Source organism: Pseudomonas sp. GW821-FHT02H09 (assembly GCF_059421425.1).
This window is the reverse complement of sequence record NZ_JBWKVA010000021.1, coordinates 117,994-135,542: the sequence shown is the minus strand read 5'-3', so window position 1 is coordinate 135,542 and position 17,549 is coordinate 117,994. Positions and strand designations below refer to the sequence as shown.

General features: G+C 56.1%; 18 protein-coding genes. 6 read left to right on the top strand and 12 right to left on the bottom strand.

Annotated elements, in window-relative coordinates; all coding sequences use genetic code 11:
• From AC07VR_RS25070 to AC07VR_RS25055, 4 genes are all read left to right on the top strand, one after another.
• On the top strand, window positions 1-447 hold a 447-nt coding region (locus AC07VR_RS25070; RefSeq protein WP_495012899.1), incomplete at its 5' end, for a pirin-like C-terminal cupin domain-containing protein.
• Between the two features lie 112 nt (window positions 448-559).
• Window positions 560-1,750 carry an HlyD family secretion protein gene (locus tag AC07VR_RS25065; protein WP_495012898.1) on the top strand — a complete coding sequence of 397 codons (1,191 nt, stop codon included), beginning with the start codon at window positions 560-562 and terminating at the stop codon, window positions 1,748-1,750.
• Between the two features lie 10 nt (window positions 1,751-1,760).
• Window positions 1,761-3,281 carry an MFS transporter gene (locus tag AC07VR_RS25060; RefSeq protein WP_495012897.1) on the top strand — a complete coding sequence of 507 codons (1,521 nt, stop codon included), beginning with the start codon at window positions 1,761-1,763 and terminating at the stop codon, window positions 3,279-3,281.
• A gap of 46 nt (window positions 3,282-3,327) precedes the next feature.
• The gene (locus AC07VR_RS25055; RefSeq protein WP_495012896.1) at window positions 3,328-4,446 is read left to right on the top strand and encodes an FAD-dependent monooxygenase; all 1,119 of its coding nucleotides are present in this window, start codon (window positions 3,328-3,330) and stop codon (window positions 4,444-4,446) included.
• A 62-nt stretch (window positions 4,447-4,508) separates the two neighbouring features.
• Here the strand turns inward: AC07VR_RS25055 and AC07VR_RS25050 are convergent, their stop codons facing one another.
• From AC07VR_RS25050 to AC07VR_RS25025, 6 genes are all read right to left on the bottom strand, one after another.
• Window positions 4,509-5,114: an isochorismatase family protein gene (locus AC07VR_RS25050; RefSeq protein ID WP_495012895.1), complete on the bottom strand. Its 606-nt coding sequence runs from the start codon at window positions 5,112-5,114 to the stop codon at window positions 4,509-4,511.
• 25 nt (window positions 5,115-5,139) lie between these two features.
• Window positions 5,140-5,874, bottom strand: coding sequence for a pirin family protein (locus AC07VR_RS25045; RefSeq protein WP_495012894.1), 735 nt, complete (start codon window positions 5,872-5,874; stop codon window positions 5,140-5,142).
• A gap of 83 nt (window positions 5,875-5,957) precedes the next feature.
• Window positions 5,958-6,902 carry an alpha/beta fold hydrolase gene (locus AC07VR_RS25040; protein ID WP_495012893.1) on the bottom strand — a complete coding sequence of 315 codons (945 nt, stop codon included), beginning with the start codon at window positions 6,900-6,902 and terminating at the stop codon, window positions 5,958-5,960.
• Window positions 6,903-7,077: 175 nt separating this feature from the next.
• The gene (locus AC07VR_RS25035; protein WP_495012892.1) at window positions 7,078-8,025 is read right to left on the bottom strand and encodes a SphA family protein; all 948 of its coding nucleotides are present in this window, start codon (window positions 8,023-8,025) and stop codon (window positions 7,078-7,080) included.
• Between the two features lie 183 nt (window positions 8,026-8,208).
• Window positions 8,209-8,973: an SDR family NAD(P)-dependent oxidoreductase gene (locus AC07VR_RS25030; protein ID WP_495012891.1), complete on the bottom strand. Its 765-nt coding sequence runs from the start codon at window positions 8,971-8,973 to the stop codon at window positions 8,209-8,211.
• 251 nt (window positions 8,974-9,224) lie between these two features.
• Window positions 9,225-10,121: a LysR family transcriptional regulator gene (locus AC07VR_RS25025; protein ID WP_495012890.1), complete on the bottom strand. Its 897-nt coding sequence runs from the start codon at window positions 10,119-10,121 to the stop codon at window positions 9,225-9,227.
• Window positions 10,122-10,223: 102 nt separating this feature from the next.
• Here AC07VR_RS25025 and AC07VR_RS25020 point away from each other — a divergent pair, with 102 nt between their 5' ends.
• Window positions 10,224-11,585: an MFS transporter gene (locus AC07VR_RS25020; protein WP_495012889.1), complete on the top strand. Its 1,362-nt coding sequence runs from the start codon at window positions 10,224-10,226 to the stop codon at window positions 11,583-11,585.
• Here AC07VR_RS25020 and AC07VR_RS25015 read toward each other — a convergent pair.
• Window positions 11,548-12,423: a LysR family transcriptional regulator gene (locus tag AC07VR_RS25015; RefSeq protein ID WP_495012888.1), complete on the bottom strand. Its 876-nt coding sequence runs from the start codon at window positions 12,421-12,423 to the stop codon at window positions 11,548-11,550. The two genes, AC07VR_RS25020 and AC07VR_RS25015, sit on opposite strands and share 38 nt — an antisense overlap.
• Window positions 12,424-12,601: 178 nt before the next feature.
• Here AC07VR_RS25015 and AC07VR_RS25010 point away from each other — a divergent pair, with 178 nt between their 5' ends.
• Window positions 12,602-13,540 (top strand): LysR family transcriptional regulator, encoded by a 939-nt coding sequence (locus AC07VR_RS25010; protein WP_495012887.1) that lies wholly within the window; start codon window positions 12,602-12,604, stop codon window positions 13,538-13,540.
• Window positions 13,541-13,621: 81 nt separating this feature from the next.
• Here the strand turns inward: AC07VR_RS25010 and AC07VR_RS25005 are convergent, their stop codons facing one another.
• From AC07VR_RS25005 to dmpG, 5 genes are all read right to left on the bottom strand, one after another.
• A complete protein-coding gene (locus AC07VR_RS25005) occupies window positions 13,622-14,530 on the bottom strand; it encodes a LysR family transcriptional regulator (RefSeq protein ID WP_495012886.1) in 909 nt (302 codons plus the stop codon).
• Window positions 14,531-14,632: 102 nt separating this feature from the next.
• Window positions 14,633-15,025, bottom strand: a complete 393-nt coding sequence (locus AC07VR_RS25000) for a nuclear transport factor 2 family protein (RefSeq protein ID WP_495012885.1) — start codon at window positions 15,023-15,025, stop codon at window positions 14,633-14,635.
• A gap of 54 nt (window positions 15,026-15,079) precedes the next feature.
• Complete coding sequence (locus tag AC07VR_RS24995; protein ID WP_495012884.1) at window positions 15,080-15,544, bottom strand: SRPBCC family protein; 465 nt, start codon at window positions 15,542-15,544, stop codon at window positions 15,080-15,082.
• A 123-nt stretch (window positions 15,545-15,667) separates the two neighbouring features.
• Window positions 15,668-16,432 (bottom strand): SDR family NAD(P)-dependent oxidoreductase, encoded by a 765-nt coding sequence (locus AC07VR_RS24990; protein ID WP_495012883.1) that lies wholly within the window; start codon window positions 16,430-16,432, stop codon window positions 15,668-15,670.
• A 97-nt stretch (window positions 16,433-16,529) separates the two neighbouring features.
• Window positions 16,530-17,549, bottom strand: a complete 1,020-nt coding sequence (dmpG, locus tag AC07VR_RS24985) for a 4-hydroxy-2-oxovalerate aldolase (protein WP_495012882.1) — start codon at window positions 17,547-17,549, stop codon at window positions 16,530-16,532.

Sequence of the window (17,549 nt, the reverse complement as noted above, 5' to 3'; positions counted from 1 at the left end):
GAAGCCCAGGATGTGCCCGTGGTGCGGTTGCCAGGGGTCAAGGTGCGCGTGCCACTGGGCAGCTTCGCCCAAGTGTCGTCGCCCTTGTCGGTACCCACCGAAGTGAGCGTACTGGACATCTCTCTCGAGGACGGCGCTGAAGTCAGCGTGCCGATCCCCGAAGGTCACGTGGCGTTCGTGATGCCGATTGACGGCGAAGTGTGGGTCGACGGCATCCCCTTCAATCTCATCGAACTCACGCTGCCGGTGAATCTGCCGCTGCGTGACGATCGCGTGGTCAGGTTGAGCGCACCCAAGGGCAACGCCAAGGCCGTGCTGTTTTCTGGCGTCCCGTTGAATCAACCGGTGTATTGGCAAGGACCGTTGGCGCTTGCCTCTCAGCACGCGCTGGCCGAAGCCGTTGACGGCTACCAGCGCGGTGCGTTCGGAAAGCTGCAATCTCGTTGATAGACCTGAAATCGAGAGCGCTTTCCCTTAAGCCAGGCTTTGGGGCGTGGCAACATGCCCGAACTGCCTGCCCCCGACAACGCCACTCCCTCTTTGGCAGGTACATGACGTTATGACTAAAGATACGCCCTCCCCATCAGCCACCCCTAAACAACGAACGTCGTACCGCCCCACATTGCTGCTGATCGCGGCCATAGTCCTTCTGGTGGTTGCCTTGTGCGGTGCCTACGTCCTGAGACTGGATAGCGAATCCACCGACGATGCCTATGTCGACGGCAACGTTGTTCAGGTGACCTCACAAGTCAGCGGTACCGTAACGGCAATCAGCAGCGACAACACCGATCATGTCGATACCAACTCGCCACTGGTGAGATTGAACGCCGTGGATGCCGAAATCCAGTACGAACGCGCCCAGTCGAACCTCGCTCGCGCAGTACGTCTGGCACGCACTGAGTACTACCAGGTCCAGCAACTCCAGGCCGAGGTAGAACAGCGTCAAATCGACGTGCGCAAGGCCCGGGATGATTTGCGTCGACGCAACCAACTCGCCGCTAGTGGTGCAGTTTCTCGTGAAGAGATCAGTCACACCGCCGACGTACTCAAAAACGCAATCGCAGGGCTTGATGGGACCCAACACGCCCTCTCCATTCGGCTCGCGATGGTCGACGGCACCACACTTCGTACTCACCCGGATGTGCTGGTGGCGGCAAGCAACCTGCGTGATGCCTACATCGCCTTGCATCGCACGCAAATCTATTCACCGGTTGCAGGTGTAATCACCAAACGCACCGTGCAGGTCGGACAAAGAATCAATCCGGGCGTCGCGCTGATGTCGGTGGTGCCGGTTGACCAAATCTGGGTCAATGCCAACTTCAAGGAATCGCAGATTGAAGACCTGCGTATTGGCCAGCCCGTTGAACTGCGTGCGGATGCCTACAGCCGCAGCGTCATATTCCACGGGACCATTGTCGGCCTGGATGCCGGCACCGGCAGTGCTTTCTCCTTGCTGCCGGCTCAGAACGCTACCGGCAACTGGATCAAGGTGACCCAACGGGTGCCGGTAAGGATCGCTTTACGGCCACAGGAAATCACACAGAACCCCTTGCGCCTGGGTTTGTCCATGCGCGTCGCGGTCGACACCACCGATCGCAATGGCCCTGTCCTGAACAAGACAGCTACACAGCAACCGATTTACAGCACCGAGATTTTCAAGAACGAACTCCAAGACGCCAATGAAGTTGTGGAACGCGTGATCAGTGCCAATGAGGGTAGTGACCATGCCCCCAAAAACCTGAAATTTTGACGGGGGGATCATGTACAGAAAACACGCCGCCTTATTGTTCACTGTGGGCCTGCTCTGTGCACTGGAATATTTGCAGGCTGGCATGATCGCTTTTGCCTCTGCACCGATTCGCGGCGAAATCGGGGCCAGCCCTGACGAGTTCAGCCTGGTGGCCGCCCTGTATGCCTGTATCGCAGTGGTGGTGATTTCGAAACAGCATTGGTTGACGGAGCGCCTGGGCTGGCGCAATTTCATGCTCGGCTCAATCAGCGTTTTCGTGCTGGGCGCTTTCGTGTGCGGTGTCAGCGTTGATTTGACCAGTTTCACCGTAGGCCGAGTCGTCATGGCCCTGGGCGGGGCTTCGTTCATGACTTCGGCACGGCTCATGATCAACCTGCTGCCCCCTGGCCCGGGCCGGTTCACGGGCATCAAGGTATTTGCCACCGGGCTCGCCGGCGGGACGGCTGCGGCGCCTTTTGTCTCGTCATTGGTGGTGGCCGAAAATACCTGGCACGCAATCTTCTGGATATTAATCGTCGGCGCCTTGGTCGCAGCAGCACTTTGCGTGCGTTTTCTGCCTACCAGCCCTATCCCTGAGGAGGACCAAACCCCCTCGAACCTGGCAAGCATTCTCTTGTTGTCGGTCAGCAGTTTCTTTCTGCTCTATATCTTGCAGCGGTCCTACTACGACTTTTATAACGACACCTTCATCATCGTCGTGTGCGCACTCTTGGCAGCACTGGGGGTGTACACCTTCTTCCACGCAGAACACAACAAGGCAAAGCCCTTCCTGAAGGTCAGAGACTTGATGCAGCCTCGTTACCTCCAGGGCGTGGCGCTGTTTTGCTACGCCTACGTTGTACTGGGTGCCAATAACTACATCTTGCCGTACTTCCTGCAAACGGGACTGGGTTACTCCTGGGACACCATCGGTACATTCCAGGCCATCGGACTGACCGGCACCCTGGCCACCTGGGTCATCATGGCCACTCTCCTTCCAAAGTACCCTGCCCCGAAGAAATTCTTCATTCTGGGATTCATCGCGCTGGGTGGCTTTGGCTGGCTGCTGTCCTCGCTGACGCCCAGCGCCAATATGTGGTCGAACATTCTGCCGGCATTGATACTCAATGGATGTTTTGTAATGTTGGTGATGTCGACCGCGGCCATGCAGACCTTTCGGGATGTGATGCAAGAAGAGAAGCTCTTCGCGCATGCCTATCAGATCAAAAACATGATGGGGCAGATCGCCATGGCGATTGGCACCACGGCTGCCACATTGTTTCTGCAATGGCGCATCACCACGCAATACAACAACCTCAATGTGCATTTCAGCGCCAGCGACCCTCTCTATATCGAGCAGACTCAACAGCTGGCGCAAGCACTGTCATCCGAAGTGGGCACCACGACCGCGAATCAAATCTCGGTGGCGATGCACGCACAAATGCTGCAGCAGCAATCGACCCTGGTCGCCAGCATGGAATACTTTTGGGTCGTGATCGGCGTGGCGGTGATCGCGCTCATCATTTCAGTCACGCAGAAGACCTTCAGATGAGCCGGAATATTTCCACGAATGCAGACGCTATGAGTGCTTACTCGCGATGAACACTACTCCCCCGGAAATCATTATTGTCGGCGGATCCCTTGCTGGCCTCACGCTGGCGCTCGCTTGCGCGACCAGGGGCGTGCCCGTTCGTGTCGTTGAGCGTTCTGTTGGTCGCGTGCATGGTGGAGACAGCCTGAGCATCGATCTTGACGTGGTTGCGGCGACGGTTGGCCATGATCCACGAGCTGCGCCCATTTTGCCCGTGGTCCCCGCTTATCGCGAACTGACGACCTGGCCAGCGCTTTACAACTGGCTACGAAACCGGACTCTCGCAACACCAGGCATCGTCCTCGAAGAAGGCAAAGCTGTCACCTCGGTCGCAGACCTTGGCGATAGGGCGCAAGTTTCCTTTGCCGACGGAACCCAGAGGGTTGCCGCCGCAGTGATCGGTGCGGACGGATATCGCAGCATCGTTCGCCAGTCGATCATGCCAGATGCACCACTTGCCCGCTACGCCGGCTATCTCGTGTGGCGTGGGCTGGTCGAGGAGCGAATGCTCGTGCATCCCGTTCAATGGCCATCGAACGGCGGCCTATGGATTGAGTTCGTGGGCGGATATCGTCTGGTTGCTGCAATACTTCCTGGTCGCGATGGCTCGCTGGAACCAGGTCAGCGTCAAATCACATTCGCTTGGTTCGATGTGCATCAGGAAGCATTGCTTCGTCGCACCGGCTGTCTGACTGCCGATGGCCATATCGTGGGCACACTCGGGTGCGGGACGATCGGCGAGGACGTGAGGTCTGAACTGGTCGCCCTGATCCCACAGGTCTGGCCTGCGACATGGGCCGAGGCGTTAACTGTCGGCGTGCGCTCAGCAAATGTATTGAGCGGCGCTCCGATTGCCGAGTACAAGCCGCAGCGGTTGGCACGTGGTGCATTGGCCATCATCGGCGACGCTGCCCACGTCGTTTCACCTATGACCGGGCGCGGCTTCCTGACCGGGGTGGAAGATGCGGCGGTGCTGGCCCGAATGCTCGCAGACCGAAACGCAGACGAACCCATTGCCGCCGTGCTGAACCGTTATGAAGAAACACGATTACCCTTCGTCCGCGGATTGGTCGCCCATTCAAACCGGATCAGCGCCGAATATCTTCGTTATGCAGTAACCAACTGATCTAGGAACCGTCGCTTTGCCCGAAGTGCCATGCGCTTCGAGCAACGCGACGGGATCGTGGTTTATTGGATGCCAGCACCCAAGGCCGGGAATACATCGGTGAACAACAAGCCAATTAGTTGCTGTCCGTTAGGTGTGGACCAATCCTGTCCGATCTCCGCCATGAGCGTATTGGTGGCGGTGAGCACGACACCGGCATCGTGCATTCGTTGACGGGCGAACTCTTCGGAAAGATCGCTGGGCGAACCCGAAGCATCCAGCACGGCCTGCACGGCAAAGCCTTCGAGCGCAGCATCGATTGCCGGAAAGATAAGACAAACGTCGGTGGTCACACCTGCCATGATCAGATGTTTGCGCCCAGTGGCAAGCACCGCATTGTGGAAGTCGGCATATTCCCAGGCATTGACCACACCGGGACGCTTGATCCGTGCCGCGTGCGCTTCCGGGAGTACCGCGGCGATTTCCGGAAGAATCGGGCCCTGAGCCTGATCTTCCTGGCTGGATGTAATCACGACCGGCATGTTGAGGATCTTCGCCATCTTGGCCAATGCAATCGACTGCTTGGCGGCAAACTCAGGGTCTATGTTTTTGATCAGTTGCATCGTGCCGACCTGATGGTCGATCAGCAACAACGCGGCGTTCTCTGCAGTGAATCGTACGTCAGCCATAGTACAAATCCTCGTTTCGTTGGGTTCAAACAAAGGGTAGCGGTGGTCCGCTGAACAGCACTACGTTGGCACTTCCCCGCGGGGCTCTTAACTCGACCTCGCGTGGAGCATCCTGCGCCGGGAATACCGGGAGTTTGAGGTCCTCGCGATTGAAGCGCTGGGCCGCCACTTCCACCGTGCCTTCGATTGGCATGATGAACATGCAGTGGCCTGCGGCAATCGGCACACTCAGTTCGGCCCCCTCCTCCAGCAAGATGTCGAGCATTGTCACCTCGGTCGGTGGAGTCAGCGGGGAGCTCTGTTCACGATAGCTCCCCAACGGTACCCGCACCTTGGTACCTGGCTCCTGCATGACCGGCACATCCTGCGCTTCGAGTATCAGCGGGAACGGAGCGATGCCCCGGCGCGATGGAGCGAGAGCGACAAAGATCTGCAGTCCGTGAACCGTTTTGCCGGCTTCAGCCGGGACCTCCTCGTGCGCCACGCCACGGCCGGCGGTGGTCCAGTGCAGGCCGCCCGGTTGAATCACGTTTTGAGTGCCGATCGAGTCACGGTTGGCCATTCCCGTCTCGGAATCGGGAAGCAGGTAGGACAACGCCGAAATGCCGGCATGCTGGTGTGGCGCAAAGGTCGGCGCGCTCATCCAGTAGTGGTCGACCCCGATGAAGGGGGAGATCAATTCTGGTTCGGTGCGCAGACCGTAACCGTGGAAATGGCCGCCTAGATTGGCGCGATTAAGCTGGGCGATAACGACAGACATGACGGCGGCCTCTGGTACTAGCGGTAGCGTTCAATGCGCGACAATGAGTGTGACCTCGCCCTCTCTCACCGAACAGCAATGGCTTATCTTGCATAGGGTGCGAAAAACGCCTCGAACGCGGCCAGCAATGCCTCCGGGCGCTCTTCCGCCGGGTAGTGACCGCAATCCGGAATGACCACCGATTCAACATTCGAAGCCACCGTGCGCAACTCGGCTTCGACGCTGTCGCCACAGGCAAGCGCACCCGAAAACGCCAGCACCGGTAAGGTCAGGCGTGTTGCTTTGCGCTCTTGGTTCTGTGGAATCGACTGATCAATTGCGCGGTAGTAGTCGAAGCTGGCCCGCAAGGCTTGTGGATCGCGCTTGAGTTGTTCGATGTAGAAATCAACCGCGTAACGGGGTACGGCCTCTGGCGAGCCTGCTTTGGTCGCGAACTGGTGACCGAAGTAGAGTTCTTCGCGACCACTGACCAGTTGCTCGTTGATGCCCAGCGCCCGATTGAAGTTGAAATGCCAGAGAAAATCACTGAGCCAGCGCTGCTCAGGCAGCAATGGTGGGGAGTCCGACACGCCAGGAATGAGCGCCTCGCCCAGCGCAATGCGCTCGATTCGGGCGGGTTGTTCGTGTGCCATGGCATAACCTGTCCACATGCCGATGTCATGACCGGCCATGGCGAAGGACTCATGCCCCAAGGCGTCCATCAGCGCAAACATGTCTTGGGCCAGGGTCCGCGAGTCATAACCCTCCTGGGCTTTTTCTGAAAGCCCGACGCCCCTTGGATCGACAGCGATCACGGTGAACGTGCGAGCCAGCGGCAGCATCAGGTAACGCCACGCAAACCAGTTTTGCGGCCAGCCCCCGAGCAGTAGCAACGGCTTGCCCTGCCCGCCAATGACGGCGTGCAGTTTCACGCCGTTGGCAGCGATCTCGTAGCTTTCGAAGATGTCAGAAAAACCCGTTGGCAGCTTTGGTACGCCGTGCACAGAGCCGAAGCCGCTCAGTGTCTTGAAGTGTTCCGGTTGCAGCATCCCAAAGCCCGCCTGATTGATTTAATAACCAGAAAGAACATAAGTGAGACGCCAGATACTGACTAGACAGGAAAATCACCAAGGACTGTTGTGCTTACGCACCAATCACGACGCAAGGGTATGCAAGGGCCATGACGGGCGCCCCTACTCAGCAGATGAAACCTATAGGCCAGGCTTAAAATCGCATGACAGCCTGGAGCCAGAGCCGCTCGCCGCGAGCCCTATTTTCGACTAGCGTTTCATGCTGCCACTTCATCAGTACGCCAAATTCAGGGGTTTGATATTTCACAACAGGGCCAAAAGCAACGATTTGACCTCGATTGCCATCCTCCCCCACGGATTCACCGTGACTTTCATCATCACTCACCTGCTTGTACAAATACCCACTGACTCCAACCTGCCAGTTCTTGTTCAAACTGTAGCCAAGATGGTAGTCAGCATTCAGCTCTCGTCCCGACCGGTAATCAGTCGCATGATTATTGTCGTTTATCATGTAGAGAATCTTGGCACTTATCTCCACCTCCTCTATCGGGTTCGCCGTGAAGGAGTACCACGGCGAGTAGGACCACACATTGGTTCCCACATTGAAGAGCCGATCCTTGTCATACGAGGCGGTGGGTGCATATAAATCTAAACCCAGCATCTGATGAAAACGTGGAGAGTTCCAACCGAGAAACAGTGGAGTAAACGCCAAATCGGCGAAGCCTTCATCCTCGCCACTGTTGCGAACACGCCCTTGGGGCGTCTCTGTATAAAAACTCACTTGCCCTTTTATGTAGGGTAAGGCTGCACGACTGGCCAGCGTCGCACCCCATAAGGTGTAGTCGGCGTAGACGTAATCCAGGCAAATCGCTAGCGACTGATAACTGAGTTTGAAATCTTCAATCCCGGCCATTCTGTGCCCATCCGCGCCCTTTAGTTCACTTGACTCATAGGCGGAGCTGTAAAAGAAAGTGGTTAATCCTGGCGGCGGCATTCGTCCGGCCAACACAGTATCAAGACCGAGTGGGTAAGCGGTTCCGTTGTTTTCGGTAGCGTGAGCTTGGGCCCAAGTTAGCAGCATGGCTGCCGCACAGAGCAAAGTGGAACTTTTGCCGAGCAGCACAGTTTTTACGCGCAGCATAAGGATGATCTCGTATAGATTATTATTTTTTGATTACGAAGATTCATGCGGACGAACAGAACAGCCGGAATAACGTCACAACGACAACAGGGCCTGCCTCTGTGGGGCATTTATTATTTGCAATGCAATACAGTCCGTCTTTATTTCAGGCAGGCCTAATTGAATAGTGGGTGTCTGTAAGACTTACCAGGCCGTGGTACCACCATCGACCCGAATATCAGTGCCCGTGATAAAAGAGCTTTCATCAGAAGCCAGGAACACAGCGGTAGCCGCAACTTCTTCGGGCTTACCCAAACGCCCCAGCATCACCTTGCCCAGCATTGCTTCAGCCCACTCGGGATCTTGCAGCAACGGGATTGTTTGCTTGGACTCAATCAACCCCGGGGAAATGCTGTTGGCGCGCAAGCCATGGACCCGGCCTTCCAGCGCCAGTTGGCGAGTCATGGAAAGCACAGCCCCTTTGGCGGCGCTATGCGCGATTCCAGGGAGCATGCGGTAGGTCGACCATGCCGAAACAGATGCCGTGTTAATGATGGAAGCACCCGGAGACTTGATTAACTCCGGCCAGGCTGCACGTACAAGATGGAACACCAAATTCAGTTCCTGATCGATTGTTCGATGCCAGTCATCATCTGATATCTGATCGACCCATCCAAAATAGGCCATCGCTGCATTATTGAATAACACATCGACGCGCCCGAACTCCGAAACAGCCAATTCGACCAGTCGAGTGCAGTTGGCAGGGTCCGTCAAGTCGCAATTGTTCAGAGAAACCATCTCCCCACCCATGGACTTCACTGCATCAACCGTCTCTTGAGCGGCCTCATAATAGATGTCGCACCCCACTACTTTGGCGCCTTGTTGCGCGAACATTAACGCAGCTGCTCGCCCCATGGACCCGCCGGTGCCTGTAATAATGCAAACTTTACCCTGCAGACGATTATTCATAAGCCTCCCATTTCTCCTGCTTGTTTTTATAAGAACAGCTTGCAGTAACACACCCGATCAGTCATGGAGGTTAATGAGTTGGGCGAACTGTAGGTAGACCACTACTTATTGACTAGGCGCGAAAATCACCAAGGACTGTTGCGCTCACGCACCAGTCACGATGAAGGGTCCAAAAGGGAAATGGCAGGCAGGGTTAGAAATTCAGGATGCGGTTATATTCCGGCTCCAAGCACTTTGGTTTTTCGGGCACGTCACCCATTGAATACGGACATGATCAAGCGCCGCAGCCAGACGCTTCTGGGGGCCTCGTGAAAACGCGCATGCCAGTACTGCTTGAGGTCATAGCGTGGAATGTCCAAGGGAGGTTCGACCATTCGCACGTTCAGATTATGCGTGTACATGTTGGCGACGGTGCGTGGCAACACCACGATCAAATCAGAGCGTTCGATGATCGATGGCACACTCATGTAGTGAGAAGTCTGCAGCACGATGTTTCGGTGGATACCTGCTTTGGTCAGATGGGCTTCGAACATTTCCTGGCGACGGCTGCCATCACGTACCTGCAAATGCTCCAGCCTACTGAAATCCTCCAGGGACAGGCGCTCCCCTGCCAGAGGGTGATCGAGGCGGATCAGGCAGACCAAGTCATGAGAGAACAACCGCTGCTGATAGATGTTGGGGGTTGTAAGGTCGGGAAAATAGCCAAGCACCGCATCGACTCGGCCCTCATGCAGGTTCTCCACAAGCTCATCAGGTGCCAGGCTGACCGTTCGTATGCGCGTATTCGGTGCCGCGCTGCGCAGGCTTTGGAATAGCGCAGGTAGAAAGACCACTTCACCCACTTCGCTCAGGCAAAAGACGAACTCCTGCTCGCTGGTAGCAGGGTCGAAGGTCGGGCCGCTGAGGATGTCCCGGTCGATGATCTCGATCACTTCGCGGGTGCGCTCAATGATGCCTTGCGCCCGTGGCGTCGCCTCCATCAGGTTGCCCGAGCGAATGAACAGTGGGTCGCCCAGTGAGTGACGCAGGCGGGCCAGTGCAGCACTGGTTGCGGGTTGGCTCATGCCTAGCCGCTTCGCCGCCGCGGTGACATTGCCGGTTTCATAAACGGCCAGCAGGACGCGGAGCAAGTTGAGGTCGGTGCGCATAGGTATAACAAAACCAGATAGTTTGAATAATTAGAATTGGCTTCCTTTATTTAATGCGCTTGGCGACGATCCCGTCCAGATAAAAAAATAAAAGGTAGCCGCATGAATCCTGACAACGCCCGAATTGGCGAGATCATCGATAACGCGAAGATCTCGCCGTACCAGATCGTCATCCTTGCCTTGTGCTTCCTCATCGTCCTGGTGGATGGTTTCGACACCGCAGCCATTGGTTATATCGCCCCGTCACTGCGCGAAGAATGGGGTCTGTTGCCTGCCCAGTTGTCACCAGTTTTCGGGACTGGATTGTTCGGCCTGATGGTCGGCAGCCTGATACTGGGACCGGTCGCCGATGCCATAGGGCGTAAACGCGTTTTACTGATTTCAGTGCTGGTGTTTGGTCTCGCCACCCTGGCCAGCGCCTTTACCCATTCGATCGAGTCACTGACGGTTCTGCGTTTCATCACTGGCATCGGCCTGGGTGGTGCGATGCCGGCGTGCATTGCCTTGAGCGCCGAATATTCCCCTGCACGCCGGCGCATGATCATGGTGACCTTGAGTTGGAGTGGCTTCACGGCTGGCCTTGCCTTGGGCGGCATGCTCGCCGCACAGACGATTCCAGCATTCGGCTGGCGTTCCGTTCTGGTACTGGGTGGCGTCATGCCGCTAGCGTTACTGCCAGTGTTGGCCTGGCTAATGCCCGAGTCGGTTCGGTTCATGGCGTCCTCGGCCAAGCACGCCGACGCCTTGCGCCGGGTGGTCGAACGCATCACCAGAAAAAGCTGGAGCGGTGTAATGATCCTCGATGACGAACGCCCGGCCCAAGTAAGGTCGCCGATCTCGCACCTGTTCATCGAAGGGCGGATGGTCCGAACACTGCTGCTGTGGGTGACCTTCTTCTGCTCGCTCTTTGTGTTCTACCTGCTGACCAGTTGGCTGCCTACCCTACTCAAAGAGGCCGGCTACGACATCGCTTACGCTTCACGTATTGGCGCCATGGTGCCGCTGGGCGGTACCGTCGGCGCCGTTCTCATGGCCCTGCTGATGGATCGCGTCGGCCCTTACCCTGTGTTGGCCCTCTCGTACTCGGGAGCAGCAGTAGTCATTGCTGTGACGGGTTATCTGATGGGTAACCCCTACCCATTGGCCACAGCCGTATTTCTCATCGGTTTCGGTGTGGCCGGTGCTCAAAACGGACTCAACCTGGTATCCGCCACCCTGTACCCCACGGCTGCCCGCGTGACCGGGGTGAGTTGGGCAATGGCTGTCGGCCGTTGCGGTTCAATAGTCGGCTCGACGCTAGGCGCCTGGTTTATTTCCACCGCTGGCACGTCACAGGTCTTCTTCCATTGGTTGGCGCTTCCCGTACTGGTCGGCGCGATAGCCATAGGTGGCCTTTATTGGCTCAGCATTCGCCGGAACCAGACAGTCAAGCCTGCTCAAGTTGCTCACGTAGAAACTCAATGAAGCGTTGAGTTTTTGCGGGCAAGAGACGGGTTTCAGTGAGGGCGTACACCTGGATCGGATTGGCGTGCCATTGGGGCAGTACCGGTTGCAGCAAGCCGGTGCGCAGATCGTCCGCTGCAATGCCTTCCGGCAACACGGCGATCCCCAGATCCAGCGTCGCTAATCGACGAAGCATCCCGACGCTATTGAGTTGAAACCTTCCACCCACCTCGATCTCAATCACTTCGCCTGAATGGGAGAGCTGCCACTTGCCAGCTTTTCGCAGGCGCAGGCATTCGTGGTTTACCAGCTCAGACGGATCGCTGGGCGCGCCATTGAGCTCCAGATAACGAGGCGAGGCGTACAAACGACGAGAGAGGCTCGCTAGCTTTCGCGCAATCAGATTCGAATCTGCCGGTTCGCCCATGCGGATAACTACATCGACGGGCTCGCTGACCAGGTCGACCTGGCGCGGCGTGAGGTCGAATTCAAAGCTGATGCCAGGGTACCGTCGGGCGAACTCGGCGATGAGTGGTGCCAGGTAAATGTTGGCGAAATCCACAGGCAGTGACGCGCGCAAAAGGCCGCTTGGATGCGCAAGCATTTCACCCAACTGCTCGTGCGCCAGTCGCGCCTCGTCAACGATTCGCTTGCATCGGTCAAAGTACAACTGCCCCGCCTCGGTCAATTCGATCTTGCGCGTGGTGCGGTGTAACAGCCTCAAGCCAATGGCCTTTTCAAGCCCGCTGATGCGTCGCGACAAGGTCGAATTGGGCATCGCCATCGCTTCTGCGGCCCTGCGAAAACTGTGGGCTTTGACGACCTCGACAAACAACGCCATGTCGTTCAGAAGTTCCATATTCATTGCTCCACTGGTGGATCAGTCAATTCAATTATAACCAGTTTATCCCGAATAAAGTTTAATGAATGATAACTACATCAGCCTTCGAAGCCATTCCACACGCCTCGAACTCAATCAGTACAGCGCCGGTGCCGTTGACGGTTTCAACGGTGCCCCGTAGGAGGGCGTCAACTGCATGAAAGACCTTAATGACCTTTATTACTTCGTGCTGGTGGTCAAACATGGAGGGTTCTCGGCAGCGGCACGGGCAACGGGAATTGAAAAAACGTTGCTCAGTCGTCATGTCGCCGATCTGGAATTACGAATGGGGGCGAGACTGTTACATCGCACAACGCGCCAGGTTTCGCTGACCGAAGCCGGCCATCATTTCTTTACCCTCAGCCAACCCGTTGTCGAGGGTGCGCACACCGCCTATGAAAGTGTCGAGCATCTTCGACGTGAACCCGTCGGGCTGGTACGGCTGAGCTGCCCTCAGGTCATGGCGCAGAGTTATTTGGCCCCCCTGCTGCCTGGGTATATGGAAAAATATCCAAAGGTACGGCTTGAGTTGAATGCAGTAGATCGAGAGGTCGACCTCTTTGAAGAACGCTTCGACGTGGCTTTGCGATCGCGTGCCCGGATTGAAGAAACGGCCGGGTTGGTCGCAAAGGAATTAGGCGCAACCAGGCAGATTCTGGTTGCCAGTCCTCGCTATCTCGATCGTGTCGGACGGCCTGCCACGATCAAGGCCATTTCGGAAATCGAGACGCTTTCACGTCCTGGTGACATCCATGATGGCGTCGGTCGCTGGCTCTTGCGCAGTTCATCAGGCGAAGAGCTGCTGGTCAGCCACCAGCCACGTCTCATATGTGATGACCTACGTATGCAGTTGGAGGCCGCCGTCAATGGATTAGGCGTCGCCTTGTTGCCAGAGCCCATAGCTGCAGCCTCTGTACGCGCGAAGGCCCTGGAAGTTGTCATCCCCTCCTGGACCGGTGCAACGCATATCATCCATTTGCTCTACCCCAAACCGAAGGGGATGTTGCCCTCTGTTCGTAGCCTGATCGACTACCTGAGCCTCCATTTACCCCAAAGCATCCAGGAGCGAAGCATCACCGTTGAGAGGGTCGCTTGATGAAGGCGAAGGCCGCGCCGGTTCATGCTTTGAGCTCGGGGAACGTAACGCCTTGATGGCCGCGGTTCCCTCTCAAAGCGACTATTGCCAGTCTGATTGTTGGCTGCGCAGTACCTGGCCTACCATTTCTCTCAACCACTTATTCTGAGGGTCTCGGTGAAATCGGTCATGCCAGTACAGATCAATCTCGAACGAGGGTATTTGCAGGGGCAGAGGGTGTATGGCGAGAGGATAAAAGCGCGCCAGGGCTTTACCCAGGGCAATGGGCAGCGTCCATATCATGTCGGTATCCAGCAGTAAGTGCGGACCGGACAAGAACTGAGGGGTGCGCATTTTAATGCAGTCTCTGCCGCCCGCATCGATCAAGGCACGCTCCAGTGCCTGGTGACCGCTACCACCGGATTCCACCAACAAATGCTCACTGGTGACAAAGCTTTCAAGGCTTAAGCCGCGACGCGCCAAGGGGTGGTCTTTGCGCATGGCGCAGACGTAATGCTGAGAAAAAACCGGCGTGCGGTGAATGTCAGTCTGAAGGGTCGGCATAAAGCCGAGCGCCAGGTCTATTCTGCCAGTGGACAGGCCATTGAGCGTCTCATCCATCCCACCCACGACGGTGTGTATCCGCGCTTGAGGTGCAACCCTGGACAATTCGCTCAAGATGGGTGGCAAACAAACGACCTCGCCAATGTCGCGCATTCTAATGATGAATAACTTTTCACAACTTATCGGATCAAACACCGGCATTTGGCATCCGGCATCCCTGACCATCGCAAGAGAGGCCAACAGTCGCGGTGCGATATGGACACAAAACGGTGTGGGTTCCATTCGGCGACCTACCAGCGTAAACAACCTGTCACCATAGTCGTTTCGTAACCGCTTGAGCGACCCGCTGACTGCTGCCTGCGTAACACCCAGATTCTGCGCCGCAATTGAAGCGGAGTGGTCTCGCCACAACGCCTCAAACGTATAGAGCAGATTTAGATCTTTCATCACAACGCCTTCACCGATATTCAGAAACCAAAACACTGCACTTGCCAGCAAAGCGACGTGGGCTTCGACCGGCAAGTGCAGTAAAACTGGAATTCTTGAGTGTTATGCGGACGCGTGGATAACATCACTGACATATGCGTTACTGTACAGCGGTGAAATATCAATGTGAATTCGATAATCATTGATCAAGCGGGAAGCATTGAAGTGAACGACCACACAACAAGGAACATTGATGATCGTGCCGTCATGCTTGGTGTAATACGTATCAAAGCGCATTATTGTCGTGTCGCCTTCGCTCCACACGCCTTGAAGAACATGCTCCAGAGAGGCTATCTGAGTAAAAAATAACTCAATCGCCTCCCCGACGACTTCTTTCCCCTTCACTTCCGGGGAATTGCCAAACCGAAACACGACATCATCAGCCAGATAACTCAAAAAACCTTCGACCGACATCCGATCGACATTTTCAAACATACCTGTCAATTCATGGTTCATGGCACGCCTCATTTCTTGTTTTTGTTTTTTGGGTTTTAGTTATTGCACTGAGTTTTAGGCAGATTGGCTGATCTTGTTACGGATGGTTTGCAACGTACTTCTCACCGCATCCAGATAGGATTTTTGCATGCCGCTTGCAAACTCGAGTTCTTTTTCGCTACCGGCCGGGACGCCTGGCAGGGAGAAAACGAAGGAGAAGCGCAAATACAGTTCGCCGTCCTCTTCCTCGATCACGTTTTTGATGATCCCGCGAGCATTCCCGGAGAGGCGCACGAATTCAACTTGTTGCTCTGTCGAAAGAATCACCAGCTCCTGCAGGCGTTCGCCGTGCAAGACCACTTCACGAATAAAGCGATCGCCCTGATCTTCGACAATGTTGCACTCGGTAATTGCCGAGACGTAAGGAACGGCATTGCGCGCCTTACTCACCAGTCCTTCCCACACCTGGCTTCGATTCAGACTCACATCGTTTGCTTCTGATTGCGCATTAACCTGAATGCGGCGACTGATATTTATCATGGAAAACTCCGTTTGCTTCTGTTTTCAAAACAGCTGACCCCACGCTTAATTCAGGGGTGCAGCCCATCATTTACCAGCGAGCGGTAAACATCCTTGTTAATACGGCAGTCCGTTTGGAACGTCTTAGACGGTCAAGTAGCCGCCATCGACGGCTAACGCCGTACCGGTGACAAAACTGGCGTCATCCGACAGCAACCACAGCGCTGCCTTGGCAATCTCTTCCGGTTGCCCGAAGCGACCGATGGGATGGCGTTCACGTAGCGCGGCAAATTGCTTCGCAAAGTTGGGCTCTTGACTGGCGCGCACGATCATCGGTGTTTCGATAACACCCGGCATAATGGCGTTGATCCGAATATTAAGGGTGCCGTAGTCAACGGCAGCTGCTTTGGTCAAACCGATCACACCATGCTTTGCCGCCACATAATCCGCTGCGGCTGCGATGGCCACGGAGCCCAGTGACGAGGCCGTGTTTACAATGGCACCACCGCCACTGTTTAACATGGCGCGGATCTGATATTTCATGCAGTAAAAAACACCCGTCAAATCGATGCGAATAATTCGCTCCCAAGCGGCGGATGAAATTTCATGTAGCGGCAAATTACTTTGCTCCACACCGGCATTGTTGAATGCGCCATGTAATCTTCCAAATCGCGCAACCACTTCATCAACGGCTGAAGCGACAGCTTCTTCATGGGTGATATCACAAATAATTGAATAAACCTTGCCACCGGCCGACGTGACGGCTTGGGCAGTTTCTTCCAAACCTGAGGCATCACAATCCACTAACACAACTCGTGCACCCGCCTTCGCAAATGCCAATGCGGAAGCGCGGCCGATACCACCAGAGGCACCCGTAATAAGAATATTCCGGTCGTCAAGATCGCTCATGGACACACTCTCTTTTTGTGTTTAAGTCACTCTATTTATATGCACTACAACGGACAATCCCGTAAAAACACCAAAGACTGGTGCATATATCCACCAATCAACGCCGTGTCAGGTCCAGCGCCACATCAACGATCATGTCCTCTTGCCCACCGACCATTTTTCGCCGCCCCAATTCGACCAGGATGTCGACGGTACGCAACCCGTAGCGCTGGGCCGCCGCTTCGGCATGGCGAAGAAAACTGGAGTAAACGCCTGCATAACCCAGCGCCAGCGTCTCGCGATCAACACGCACCGGACGGTCCTGAAGCGGACGGATGATGTCATCGGCGGCATCCATCAAGGTGTAGAGATCGGTGCCATGATTCCAGCCCAGTCGCTCGGCAGCGGCGATGAACACTTCCAATGGCGCGTTGCCCGCCCCCGCCCCCATTCCAGCCAGGCTGGCATCGATACGATCGCAGCCTTCCTCGACGGCGGTGATCGAGTTGGCCACGCCCAGCGACAGGTTGTGATGGGCGTGCATGCCGGTTTCGGTTTCCGGTTTGAGCACGGCTTTGAACGCACGGAAACGCTCGCGTACATCCTGCATGTTCATCGCCCCACCGGAGTCGGCCATGTACACGCAGGTGGCACCGTAGCTCTCCATCAACTTGGCCTGCGCGGCCAACTGCTCGGGGGCGATCATGTGGCTCATCATCAGGAAACCGACGGTGTCCATGCCCAGCTCGCGGGCATATTCGATGTGCTGTTTCGAGACGTCCGCCTCGGTGCAATGGGTGGCGATGCGCACCACCCGGGCACCGGCGTTGTAGGCCGCTTTGAGGTCATGCACGGTGCCGATGCCGGGCAACAACAACGTGGTGATCTTGGCGTGGCTGATCACGTCGGCCGCGGCCTCGATCCACTCAAGGTCGGTGTGCGCAGCGAAGCCATAGTTGAAGCTTGAGCCTTGCAGGCCATCGCCATGGGCAACTTCGATCGAGTCAACCTTGGCTTTGTCCAGGGCGCGGGCAATATCCTGCACATTTTGCAGCGAATACTGATGGCGAATGGCATGGCTGCCGTCGCGCAGGGTCACGTCGGAGATGTAGAGTTTTTTGCCGGGATTAAAGGTCAT

Coding starts and splice junctions, on each gene's coding strand:
- AC07VR_RS25065 (WP_495012898.1), top strand. CDS start 560: ATGACTAAAGATACGCCCTCCCCATCAGCCACCCCTAAACAACGAACG.
- AC07VR_RS25060 (WP_495012897.1), top strand. CDS start 1,761: ATGTACAGAAAACACGCCGCCTTATTGTTCACTGTGGGCCTGCTCTGT.
- AC07VR_RS25055 (WP_495012896.1), top strand. CDS start 3,328: ATGAACACTACTCCCCCGGAAATCATTATTGTCGGCGGATCCCTTGCT.
- AC07VR_RS25050 (WP_495012895.1), bottom strand. CDS start 5,114: ATGGCTGACGTACGATTCACTGCAGAGAACGCCGCGTTGTTGCTGATC.
- AC07VR_RS25045 (WP_495012894.1), bottom strand. CDS start 5,874: ATGTCTGTCGTTATCGCCCAGCTTAATCGCGCCAATCTAGGCGGCCAT.
- AC07VR_RS25040 (WP_495012893.1), bottom strand. CDS start 6,902: ATGCTGCAACCGGAACACTTCAAGACACTGAGCGGCTTCGGCTCTGTG.
- AC07VR_RS25035 (WP_495012892.1), bottom strand. CDS start 8,025: ATGCTGCGCGTAAAAACTGTGCTGCTCGGCAAAAGTTCCACTTTGCTC.
- AC07VR_RS25030 (WP_495012891.1), bottom strand. CDS start 8,973: ATGAATAATCGTCTGCAGGGTAAAGTTTGCATTATTACAGGCACCGGC.
- AC07VR_RS25025 (WP_495012890.1), bottom strand. CDS start 10,121: ATGCGCACCGACCTCAACTTGCTCCGCGTCCTGCTGGCCGTTTATGAA.
- AC07VR_RS25020 (WP_495012889.1), top strand. CDS start 10,224: ATGAATCCTGACAACGCCCGAATTGGCGAGATCATCGATAACGCGAAG.
- AC07VR_RS25015 (WP_495012888.1), bottom strand. CDS start 12,423: ATGGAACTTCTGAACGACATGGCGTTGTTTGTCGAGGTCGTCAAAGCC.
- AC07VR_RS25010 (WP_495012887.1), top strand. CDS start 12,602: ATGAAAGACCTTAATGACCTTTATTACTTCGTGCTGGTGGTCAAACAT.
- AC07VR_RS25005 (WP_495012886.1), bottom strand. CDS start 14,530: ATGAAAGATCTAAATCTGCTCTATACGTTTGAGGCGTTGTGGCGAGAC.
- AC07VR_RS25000 (WP_495012885.1), bottom strand. CDS start 15,025: ATGAACCATGAATTGACAGGTATGTTTGAAAATGTCGATCGGATGTCG.
- AC07VR_RS24995 (WP_495012884.1), bottom strand. CDS start 15,544: ATGATAAATATCAGTCGCCGCATTCAGGTTAATGCGCAATCAGAAGCA.
- AC07VR_RS24990 (WP_495012883.1), bottom strand. CDS start 16,432: ATGAGCGATCTTGACGACCGGAATATTCTTATTACGGGTGCCTCTGGT.
- dmpG (WP_495012882.1), bottom strand. CDS start 17,549: ATGACCTTTAATCCCGGCAAAAAACTCTACATCTCCGACGTGACCCTG.